Origin of the sequence: Neisseria sp. HMSC070F02, from assembly GCF_001814225.1 — a bacterium.
Taxonomy (GTDB): Bacteria; Pseudomonadota; Gammaproteobacteria; order Burkholderiales; family Neisseriaceae; genus Neisseria; species Neisseria meningitidis.
Window position 1 is genome coordinate 13,734 of sequence record NZ_KV815451.1, and the last position, 9,803, is coordinate 23,536.

General features: G+C 52.1%; 11 protein-coding genes. 9 read left to right on the forward strand and 2 right to left on the reverse strand.

The genetic code is table 11. The features are described from left to right. Window positions 1-202: 202 nt before the first annotated feature. The 8 genes from HMPREF2959_RS07205 (at window position 203) to nqrM (ending at window position 7,920) form a co-directional block, all read left to right on the forward strand. Window positions 203-1,546 (forward strand): Na(+)-translocating NADH-quinone reductase subunit A, encoded by a 1,344-nt coding sequence (locus tag HMPREF2959_RS07205; protein ID WP_070696595.1) that lies wholly within the window; start codon window positions 203-205, stop codon window positions 1,544-1,546. A gap of 2 nt (window positions 1,547-1,548) precedes the next feature. After that, a complete protein-coding gene (locus HMPREF2959_RS07210; RefSeq protein ID WP_002243339.1) occupies window positions 1,549-2,781 on the forward strand; it encodes an NADH:ubiquinone reductase (Na(+)-transporting) subunit B in 1,233 nt (410 codons plus the stop codon). Next, complete coding sequence (locus HMPREF2959_RS07215; RefSeq protein ID WP_002243338.1) at window positions 2,774-3,550, forward strand: Na(+)-translocating NADH-quinone reductase subunit C; 777 nt, start codon at window positions 2,774-2,776, stop codon at window positions 3,548-3,550. Before HMPREF2959_RS07210 ends, HMPREF2959_RS07215 begins: the two co-directional genes overlap by 8 nt. Next, on the forward strand, window positions 3,550-4,176 hold the full coding sequence (locus tag HMPREF2959_RS07220) for an NADH:ubiquinone reductase (Na(+)-transporting) subunit D (protein ID WP_002214361.1): 627 nt from the start codon (window positions 3,550-3,552) through the stop codon (window positions 4,174-4,176). The genes HMPREF2959_RS07215 and HMPREF2959_RS07220 overlap by 1 nt, the downstream gene beginning before the upstream one ends. A 3-nt stretch (window positions 4,177-4,179) precedes the next feature. Next, window positions 4,180-4,773: an NADH:ubiquinone reductase (Na(+)-transporting) subunit E gene (gene nqrE, locus HMPREF2959_RS07225; RefSeq protein WP_002214363.1), complete on the forward strand. Its 594-nt coding sequence runs from the start codon at window positions 4,180-4,182 to the stop codon at window positions 4,771-4,773. Window positions 4,774-4,786: 13 nt separating this feature from the next. Then, complete coding sequence (gene nqrF / locus HMPREF2959_RS07230; protein WP_002222881.1) at window positions 4,787-6,004, forward strand: NADH:ubiquinone reductase (Na(+)-transporting) subunit F; 1,218 nt, start codon at window positions 4,787-4,789, stop codon at window positions 6,002-6,004. A gap of 619 nt (window positions 6,005-6,623) precedes the next feature. Then, on the forward strand, window positions 6,624-7,679 hold the full coding sequence (locus tag HMPREF2959_RS07235; RefSeq protein WP_002222883.1) for an FAD:protein FMN transferase: 1,056 nt from the start codon (window positions 6,624-6,626) through the stop codon (window positions 7,677-7,679). Between the two features lie 25 nt (window positions 7,680-7,704). After that, window positions 7,705-7,920: a (Na+)-NQR maturation NqrM gene (gene nqrM / locus HMPREF2959_RS07240; protein ID WP_002219688.1), complete on the forward strand. Its 216-nt coding sequence runs from the start codon at window positions 7,705-7,707 to the stop codon at window positions 7,918-7,920. 123 nt (window positions 7,921-8,043) lie between these two features. Here the strand turns inward: nqrM and grpE are convergent, their stop codons facing one another. Next, on the reverse strand, window positions 8,044-8,622 hold the full coding sequence (gene grpE / locus HMPREF2959_RS07245) for a nucleotide exchange factor GrpE (RefSeq protein WP_002243337.1): 579 nt from the start codon (window positions 8,620-8,622) through the stop codon (window positions 8,044-8,046). 183 nt (window positions 8,623-8,805) lie between these two features. Between grpE and cysE the strand changes: the two genes are divergently transcribed. Beyond that, complete coding sequence (gene cysE, locus HMPREF2959_RS07250; protein ID WP_002235530.1) at window positions 8,806-9,624, forward strand: serine O-acetyltransferase; 819 nt, start codon at window positions 8,806-8,808, stop codon at window positions 9,622-9,624. Here cysE and HMPREF2959_RS12950 read toward each other — a convergent pair. Beyond that, window positions 9,614-9,803 (reverse strand): hypothetical protein (locus HMPREF2959_RS12950; protein ID WP_210398732.1); only part of this gene is annotated, 190 nt, incomplete at its 5' end. The two genes, cysE and HMPREF2959_RS12950, sit on opposite strands and share 11 nt — an antisense overlap.

Here is a 9,803-nt window from a genome sequence, read left to right on the forward strand (position 1 = left end):
AGGCAACGCCGTACTGGTTTAAATTTAATCCACTGTAAAAACGGCTTCCGCAAGGAAAAAAGCAGCAAATCTGACAAACAGGTACAATTCCTGATAGAATCTAACACTTTGCTACATTAATTTATTCAATGCTTTTGATGCCACGCGACACGGTATCAAAACACGCCGTTTTTACCTTAACCATCACAAGTAATGCAAATATATGATTAAAATCAAAAAAGGTCTAAACCTGCCCATCGCGGGCAGACCGGAGCAAGTCATTTATGACGGGCCCGTCATTACCGAAGTCGCGTTGCTTGGCGAAGAATATGCCGGTATGCGCCCCTCGATGAAAGTCAAGGAAGGCGATGCCGTCAAAAAAGGCCAAGTGCTGTTTGAAGACAAAAAGAATCCGGGCGTGGTGTTTACCGCGCCGGTTTCAGGCAAAATCGCCGCCATCCATCGCGGCGAAAAGCGCGTACTTCAGTCGGTCGTGATTGCCGTTGAAGGCAACGACGAAATCGAGTTCGAACGCTACGCGCCCGAAGCGTTGGCAAACTTAAGCGGCGAAGAAGTGCGCCGCAATCTGATCCAATCCGGTTTGTGGACCGCGCTGCGTACCCGTCCGTTCAGCAAAATTCCCGCCGTCGATGCCGCGCCGTTCGCCATCTTCGTCAATGCGATGGACACCAATCCGCTGGCGGCAGACCCTGTGGTTGTGATCAAAGAAGCCGCCGAGGATTTCAGACGCGGCCTGTTGGTATTAAGCCGCCTGACCGAGCATAAAATCCATGTTTGTAAGGCAGCCGGCGCAGACGTGCCGTCTGAAAATGCCGCCAACATTGAAACGCACGAATTCGGCGGCCCGCATCCTGCCGGTTTGAGTGGCACGCACATTCATTTCATCGAGCCGGTCGGTGCAAACAAAACCGTTTGGACCATCAATTATCAAGATGTGATTGCCATTGGCTGTTTATTTACAACAGGCCGTCTGAACACCGAACGCGTGATTGCCTTGGGTGGTTCTCAAGTCAACAAACCACGCCTCTTGCGTACCGTTTTGGGTGCGAAAGTATCGCAAATTACTGCGGGCGAATTGGTTGACGCGGACAACCGCGTGATTTCCGGCTCAGTATTGAACGGCGCGATTGCACAAGGCGCGCATGATTATTTGGGACGCTACCACAATCAGATTTCCGTTATCGAAGAAGGCCGCAGCAAAGAGCTGTTCGGCTGGGTTGCGCCGCAGCCGGACAAATACTCCATCACGCGGACGACCCTCGGCCATTTCCTGAAAAACAAACTCTTCAAGTTCACGACAGCCGTCAACGGCGGCGACCGCGCTATGGTTCCCATCGGCACTTACGAGCGCGTGATGCCCTTGGATATCCTGCCCACCCTGCTTTTGCGCGATTTAATCGTCGGCGATACCGACAGCGCGCAGGCATTGGGTTGCTTGGAATTGGACGAAGAAGACCTCGCTTTGTGCAGCTTCGTCTGCCCGGGCAAATACGAATACGGCCCGCTGTTGCGCAAAGTGCTGGAAACCATTGAGAAGGAAGGCTGATTATGGGCTTGAAACATTTTCTGGAAAAAATCGAACCGCACTTCCTGCCGGGCGGCAAACATGAAAAATGGTATGCCCTCTACGAAGCGGCGGCGACGATTTTCTACACATCCGGTGCGGTAACGCGCAAAGCGGCGCACGTCCGCGACGCGCTCGACTCCAAGCGCATGATGATTTTGGTGTGGCTGGCTTTGTTCCCCGCCATGTTTTACGGCATGTACAACGTCGGCGCACAGGCATTCGGTGCCTTAACGCCCGATTTGCTGCAACAAAGCATCGCCAACGACTGGCATTACACCCTTGCCGACGCTTTGGGCATCAATATGTCGTCTGAAGCGGGCGTGTTGGGCAAAATGCTGTTCGGCGCGATTTACTTTCTGCCGATTTACGCGACCGTATTTGTCGTGGGCGGTTTTTGGGAAGTCTTGTTCGCCACCGTGCGCAAACACGAAATCAACGAAGGTTTCTTTGTTACCTCGATTCTGTTTGCCTTAATCGTTCCGCCCACGCTGCCGCTGTGGCAGGCGGCTTTGGGTATTTCTTTCGGCGTTGTGGTTGCGAAAGAAGTATTCGGCGGTACGGGTAAAAACTTTATGAACCCTGCGCTGGCAGGCCGCGCCTTCCTGTTCTTCGCCTACCCCGCCAACTTGAGCGGCGATGCGGTTTGGACGGCGGTTGACGGCTATTCCGGCGCAACCGCGCTGGCGCAATGGGCGGCACACGGTGCAGACGGCCTGAAAAACGCCGTAACCGGTCAAACCATCACTTGGATGGACGCGTTTATCGGCAAACTGCCCGGCTCCATCGGCGAAGTCTCCACTTTGGCACTCTTAATCGGCGGCGCGTTTATCGTGTTTGCCCGCATCGCTTCTTGGCGCATTATTGCCGGCGTGATGATCGGTATGATTGCGATGTCTTCGCTGTTCAACTTCATCGGTTCGGACACCAACGCCATGTTTGCTATGCCTTGGTACTGGCATTTGGTCGTCGGCGGCTTCGCCATCGGTATGCTGTTTATGGCGACCGACCCTGTTTCCGCTTCCTTTACCAATGTCGGCAAATGGTGGTACGGTGCGCTGATCGGTGTGATGTGCGTGTTAATCCGCGTGGTCAATCCGGCTTACCCCGAAGGCATGATGTTGGCGATTCTGTTTGCCAACCTGTTTGCCCCGATTTTCGACTATTTCGTCGCACAAGCGAACATCAAACGCAGAAAGGCGCGCAGCAATGGCTAAGAAATTCGATAAAGACAGCTTCAGCGGCACGCTGATTGTCGTGTTGGCGGTCAGCCTGATTTGCTCGGTCATCGTTGCCGGTGCGGTCGTCGGCTTGAAACCCATCCAAGAGAAACAAAAACTCCAAGACAAACAAGGCTATATCTTGAGCGTAGCCGGTTTGATGGATAAAAACACCGACATTAGCAAAACCTTTGCCGAGCGTATCGAGCAACGTGTTGTCGATTTGGCGACCGGCGAATATGTGAAAGACGCGCCGAAAGACTTCAGCGCGCGTGTTGCTGCCAAAGATCCCGCGCAAAGCATCCAAATCAAACCCGAAGACGATTTGGCAGGCATCAAAAGCCGTGCCAAATACACTGAGGTTTATTTGGTAAAAGGTGAAGACGGCAAAATCGGGCAAATCATCCTGCCTATGCACGGCAACGGTTTGTGGTCGGTCATGTACGGCTTCGTCGCCATCCAACCTGACGGCAACACCATCAATGGCATTACCTACTACGAACAAGGCGAAACCCCGGGCTTGGGCGGCGAAATCGGCAATCCTTTGTGGCAGCAAAAATTCGTCGGCAAAAAACTGTTTGACGGACAAGGCAAACTCGCCCTGCACGTCGGCAAAGGCGCGGGTTCGGACAAAGAACACGGCGTAGATGCCCTCTCCGGCGCATCGCTGACATCCAAAGGCGTGCAAGGTTCGTTCGCCTACTGGTTCGGCGAAAACGGCTATATCCCCTACCTGAACAAATTGAAATCAGCAGGAGCGCAATAATGGCTGATATGAAACGCTTGAAACACTTAATGTTTTCACCCTTTATCGACAACAACCCGATTGCCTTGCAGGTTTTGGGGATTTGTTCGGCTTTGGCGGTTACCACCAAACTTCAGACGGCCATCGTGATGGGTATTTCCGTAGCTTTGGTAACCGGTTTTTCCAGCTTCTTCATTTCGCTGGTACGCAACTACATCCCCAACAGCATCCGTATTATCGTGCAAATGGCGATTATCGCGTCGCTGGTTACGCTGGTCGACCAACTCTTGCAGGCATTTGCCTACGAATTGTCCAAACAGCTTTCCGTATTCGTCGGTCTGATTATTACCAACTGTATCGTGATGGGCCGCGCCGAAGCATTTGCGATGAAAGAGCCGCCGCTGGAAAGCCTGATCGACGGCATCGGCAACGGCGCGGGCTACGGGATGATGCTGCTTGTCGTCGCCACCGTCCGCGAACTGATCGGCTCGGGCAAACTCTTGGGCTACACCGTTTTCCAAACCGTGCAGGACGGCGGCTGGTATCAGACCAACGGCTTGTTCCTGCTCGCCCCCAGCGCGTTCTTCATCATCGGCTTTTTGATTTGGGGACTGCGTACCTGGAAACCCGAACAGGCGGAGGAATAAGCTATGGAACACTATTTGAGCCTCTTCATCAAATCCGTCTTCATTGAAAATATGGCACTATCCTTCTTTTTGGGTATGTGCACGTTTTTGGCGGTATCCAAAAAAGTATCCACCGCATTCGGTTTGGGTGTGGCGGTAATTTTCGTACTCGGGCTGTCCGTCCCTGTCAACCAACTCGTTTACTCGCTGCTCAAAGACGGCGCGATTGTCGAAGGCGTGGATTTGACCTTTTTGAAATTCATCACCTTCATCGGCGTGATTGCCGCTTTGGTGCAGATTTTGGAAATGTTCTTGGATAAATTCGTCCCCGCCCTCTATAACGCGTTGGGCATCTACCTGCCGCTGATTACCGTGAACTGCGCGATTTTCGGCGCCGTATCGTTTATGGCGCAACGCGAATACAACTTCGGCGAGTCCGTTGTATACGGCTTCGGCGCGGGCTTGGGCTGGATGTTGGCGATTGTCGCTTTGGCGGGCATTACCGAAAAAATGAAATATTCGGACGCTCCCAAAGGCCTCAAAGGCTTGGGCATTACCTTTATCGCCGCCGGCCTGATGGCGATGGCGTTTATGTCGTTCTCCGGCATCCAGTTATAAGAAAGGGACCGGTATGGAGATTATTTTAGGTATCGTGATGTTTACCGTCATCGTTTTGGTTTTGGCACTGATGATTCTATTTGCCAAATCCAAACTGGTCAGCGAAGGCGACATCACCATCAAAGTCAACGGCGAAAAAGAGCTGACGATGCCCGCCGGCGGCAAACTCTTGGGCGCGCTTGCCAACGAAGGCATCTTTATCCCCTCCGCCTGCGGCGGGGGCGGTTCGTGCGGACAATGCCGCGTCGTCGTAAAAAGCGGCGGCGGCGACATCCTGCCGACCGAGCTGTCCCACATCAGCAAACGCGAAGCACGCGAAGGCTGCCGTCTGTCGTGCCAAGTCAGCGTCAAAACCGACATGGACATCGAAGTGCCCGAAGAAGTGTTCGGCGTGAAAAAATGGGAATGCACCGTCATCTCCAACGATAACAAAGCCACGTTCATTAAAGAACTCAAGCTTGCCATTCCCGAAGGCGAAGAAGTCCCCTTCCGCGCCGGCGGCTACATTCAAATTGAAGCTCCTCCTCACACTGTTGCCTACAAAGACTTCGACATTCCTAAGGAATATCACGAAGACTGGGACAAATACAATTTGTGGCAATACGTTTCCAAAGTGGACGAGCCGATTTTGCGCGCCTACTCTATGGCTTCATACCCTGAAGAAAAAGGCATCATTATGCTGAACGTGCGTATCGCCACGCCGCCCCCACGCGTACCTGATGCGCCTCCGGGACAAATGTCGTCCTACATCTGGTCGCTCAAACCCGGTGATAAAGTAACGATTTCCGGTCCGTTTGGCGAATTCTTTGCCAAAGATACCGATGCCGAAATGGTATTTATCGGCGGCGGCGCGGGTATGGCTCCGATGCGTTCCCACATTTTCGACCAGCTGAAACGTTTGAACTCCAAACGCAAAATTACCTTCTGGTATGGTGCACGTTCCAAACGCGAGATGTTCTATGTCGAAGACTTCGACCAACTCGCGGCAGAATTCCCGAACTTCACGTGGCACGTCGCCCTGTCCGATCCGCTGCCTGAAGACAACTGGGACGGTTACACAGGCTTCATTCACAACGTGGTTTACGAAAACCACCTGAAAAATCACGAAGCGCCGGAAGACTGCGAATTTTATATGTGCGGGCCTCCGATTATGAACCAGTCCGTCATCAAAATGCTCAAAGACTTGGGTGTGGAAGACGAAAACATCCTCTTGGACGATTTCGGCGGCTAACAGACAAAAAGGAAGAAACTTCGGTTTCTTCCTTTTTTTATCCGATACCGTCCGAACACCCTTCAGACGGCATCCGCCCATACCAGTATCAATATCGTTGAACTTCCATTTTTACCCTGCGGCGGATGTGCGGTTAAATATTCTGGCGGAAAAGCAAAGAAGTATACTTCTTTTTAGTTATGGTTGATTCCATAACTAAAAAAGTATCGATAAACCCATTTTGCGAGGTACGGATAATGTCTGACAGCTTTGAAAACAGCCCCGAATACGATGATTGGATTGAATCGGGCGGTCGTGATGAAGATTACGAATACTACTACAATAAATGGCAACGCAGGACGCGCTGACCATTAAACCTTGACAAACCGGTTGGTAAAACACCGGTTTGTTTTTTATAGTGGATTAAATTTAAACCAGTACGGCGTTGCCTCGCCTTGCCGTACTATTTGTACTGTCTGCGGCTTCGTCGCCTTGTCCTGATTTAAATTTAATCCACTATATTACCGCCACCTAAACGACGGGCGATGCCGTCCGAACACCCTTCAGACGGCATCGGCATAGAAACATACCGGCCGTTTTGCGATATAATTCAAACCATTTGCCAAAACCGTCAAACACTATGCCGTCTGAAACACGCCTGCCGAACTTTATCCGCACCTTGATATTTGCCCTGAGTTTTATCTTCCTGAACGCCTGTTCGGAACAAACCGCGCAAACCGTTACCCTGCAAGGTGAAACGATGGGCACGACCTATACCGTCAAATACCTTTCAAACAATCGGGACAAACTCCCCTCCCCTGCCGAAATACAAAAGCGCATCGATGACGCGCTTAAAGAAGTCAACCGGCAGATGTCCACCTATCAGCCCGACTCCGAAATCAGCCGGTTCAACCAACACACAGCCGGCAAGCCCCTCCGCATTTCAAGCGACTTCGCATACGTTACTGCCGAAGCCGTCCGCCTAAACCGCCTGACACACGGCGCGCTGGACGTAACCGTCGGCCCTTTGGTCAACCTTTGGGGATTCGGCCCCGACAAATCCGTTACCCGTGAACCGTCGCCGGAACAAATCAAACAAGCAGCATCTTATACGGGCATAGACAAAATCATTTTGAAACAAGGCAAAGATTACGCCTCCTTGAGCAAAACCCACCCCAAAGCCTATTTGGATTTATCTTCGATTGCCAAAGGCTTCGGCGTTGATAAAGTTGCGGGCGAACTGGAAAAATACGGCATTCAAAATTATCTGGTCGAAATCGGCGGCGAGTTGCACGGCAAAGGCAAAAACGCGCGCGGCGAACCGTGGCGCATCGGTATCGAGCAGCCCAATATCGTCCAAGGCGGCAATACGCAGATTATCGTCCCGCTGAACAACCGTTCGCTTGCCACTTCCGGCGATTACCGTATTTTCCACGTCGATAAAAACGGCAAACGCCTCTCCCATATCATTAATCCGAACAACAAACGACCCATCAGCCACAACCTCGCCTCCATCAGCGTGGTCGCAGATAGCGCGATGACGGCGGACGGCTTGTCCACAGGATTATTTGTTTTAGGCGAAACCGAAGCCTTAAAGCTGGCAGAACAAGAAAAACTCTCTGTTTTCCTGATTGTCAGGGATAAAGGCGGCTACCGCACCGCCATGTCTTCCGAATTTGAAAAACTGCTCCGCTAAACATACAAACCGATTAGGAAACACCATGAAAACCCTGCTCCTTACCTTCGGCATCTTCCTGACCGTCATCATCGGTATGGCGGTCGGCTATATTTTCTCCAAACGCAGCATCAAAGGCAGTTGCGGCGGCATTACTGCCTTGGGTATGAAAAAAATGTGCGACTGCGACACACCTTGCGACACCCTGCAAAAGAAACTGGATGAAGAAAAACAGGCAGGCGGCATACGGGTTGACCGTTAACACCGAAACAAAATGCCGTCTGAAGCCCGACAGGCGGGTTCAGACGGCATTGCCGCTTTACTTCGATCGGTTTATACGCAAAACGCGCTTCAGGAAATAAATCAGATTATTCCCCAGACGCCTTCAGGCTTCCTTCTGTGCCACCGTAACCATAGCCGGGCGCAACACGCGGTCGGACAGCGTATAACCCTTCTTCATCACGCCCACCACGGTATTGGGTTCCTGTTCGCTTGCCACCGCCTGCATCGCCTGATGGATATTCGGATCGAGCTTATCGCCCGCTTTAGGATTGATTTCCTTGATTTGCGTAGCATCAAATGCTTTCTGCAACTCGTTCAAAGTCATCTGCACGCCCATTTTCAGCGCATCGAAATTGCCGCTCTGATCCAAAAGCGCCATTTCCAGATAATCCTTGACCGGCAGCATTTCCACGGCAAACTTCTGTCCGGCGAACTTGTGCGTATCCGCAATTTCCTGCTGGTGGCGGCGGCGCAGGTTTTGCTCGTTTGCCAAAGTGCGCAGCTGCTCGTCTTTCAACTGCGCTTCCAGCTCGGCAATCCGCGCCTGCAAATCCTCATAAGCCGGCTCTGCGGCAGCCTGTTCCTGCACACCGTCCGCATTTCCTACTGTCTCGACGGTTTCCACCGCCTCCACATTTTCAACCGCTTCTTCACTGTTTTGCTGCTGTGTCTGTTCGCTCATATCGTATCCCTTAAAACAAATTGGAAATCAAAATCCAGTTATTACCCGCGCAAGATAAGGACATTTTCAAGAAACTTCAAGCAAAAGCAGAGAATTTCAAATTCATTTTCAAATCCCCTACCGAAAAAATAATATAGACGGTAAGATACTGCCGACCATATCGATTTTCAAACATCATCACTCATGAAAAAAGACCATTTAAACACAACCGGTTTCGACCTCTGGCACACCATCCGCGAAGAAACCGCGGCCGCGGTCTCCGCCGAACCGATGCTGGCAAGTTTTTTGCACCAAACCGTGTTGCGCCACGAGTCCCTCGGCTCCGTCCTTGCCTACCACCTTTCCAGCAAACTCGGCAGCCCGATTATGGACGTGCGCGCGCTGTTTGAAATCTACCAGCAGGCGTTGGGCAGCGACACCCAAATCGGCAAATGCGTCGAAGCAGACTTAAAAGCCATCTACGAACGCGATCCCGCCTGCGACGAATATTCGCTGCCGCTTTTATATTTCAAAGGCTTCCACGCGATTCAGGCACACCGCATCAACCACCGGCTGTATCTCGACGGGCGCAAAACGCTGGCGTATTTCCTGCAAAACCGTATGTCCGAAGTATTCGGCGTGGACATCCATCCCGCCGCCCGTTTCGGATACGGGCTGATGCTCGACCACGCCACCGGCTTTGTTGCCGGCGAAACCGCCGTGTTGGGCAACAATATTTCGATTTTGCACGGCGTAACGCTCGGCGGTTCGGGCAAAGAAGGCGGCGACCGCCACCCTAAAATCGGCGACGGCGTGATGATCGGCGCAAACGCCTCGATATTGGGCAATATCCGCATCGGCAGCAATGCCAAAATCGGGGCGGGCAGCGTCGTGGTTTCAGACGTGCCGCCGTCCATCACGGTTGTCGGCGTACCCGCCAAACCCGTGGCGCGATCGCTCAAAACACCGTCGGCGGATATGGATCAAAATATCCAGTTTGCCGAAATCGACTTTATGATTTGAATATCCGCACCAATGCCGTCTGAAACGCCAAACGGGCTTCAGACGACATTGCCCGCTTCAAGCCTGCGCCTTGATATGCCGCCGATGTCGGCACTTGCCAGTCGGACAAAATGCCTTTTATTCGATACACCCGATTCCCACGCAACCGGAAATATAGTGGATTAACAAAAATCAGGACA

Bases quoted from the DNA above. Each gene is read 5' to 3' on its own strand.
- HMPREF2959_RS07205 (WP_070696595.1), top strand. From the start codon at position 203: ATGATTAAAATCAAAAAAGGTCTAAACCTGCCCATCGCGGGCAGACCG.
- HMPREF2959_RS07210 (WP_002243339.1), top strand. From the start codon at position 1,549: ATGGGCTTGAAACATTTTCTGGAAAAAATCGAACCGCACTTCCTGCCG.
- HMPREF2959_RS07215 (WP_002243338.1), top strand. From the start codon at position 2,774: ATGGCTAAGAAATTCGATAAAGACAGCTTCAGCGGCACGCTGATTGTC.
- HMPREF2959_RS07220 (WP_002214361.1), top strand. From the start codon at position 3,550: ATGGCTGATATGAAACGCTTGAAACACTTAATGTTTTCACCCTTTATC.
- nqrE (WP_002214363.1), top strand. From the start codon at position 4,180: ATGGAACACTATTTGAGCCTCTTCATCAAATCCGTCTTCATTGAAAAT.
- nqrF (WP_002222881.1), top strand. From the start codon at position 4,787: ATGGAGATTATTTTAGGTATCGTGATGTTTACCGTCATCGTTTTGGTT.
- HMPREF2959_RS07235 (WP_002222883.1), top strand. From the start codon at position 6,624: ATGCCGTCTGAAACACGCCTGCCGAACTTTATCCGCACCTTGATATTT.
- nqrM (WP_002219688.1), top strand. From the start codon at position 7,705: ATGAAAACCCTGCTCCTTACCTTCGGCATCTTCCTGACCGTCATCATC.
- grpE (WP_002243337.1), bottom strand. From the start codon at position 8,622: ATGAGCGAACAGACACAGCAGCAAAACAGTGAAGAAGCGGTTGAAAAT.
- cysE (WP_002235530.1), top strand. From the start codon at position 8,806: ATGAAAAAAGACCATTTAAACACAACCGGTTTCGACCTCTGGCACACC.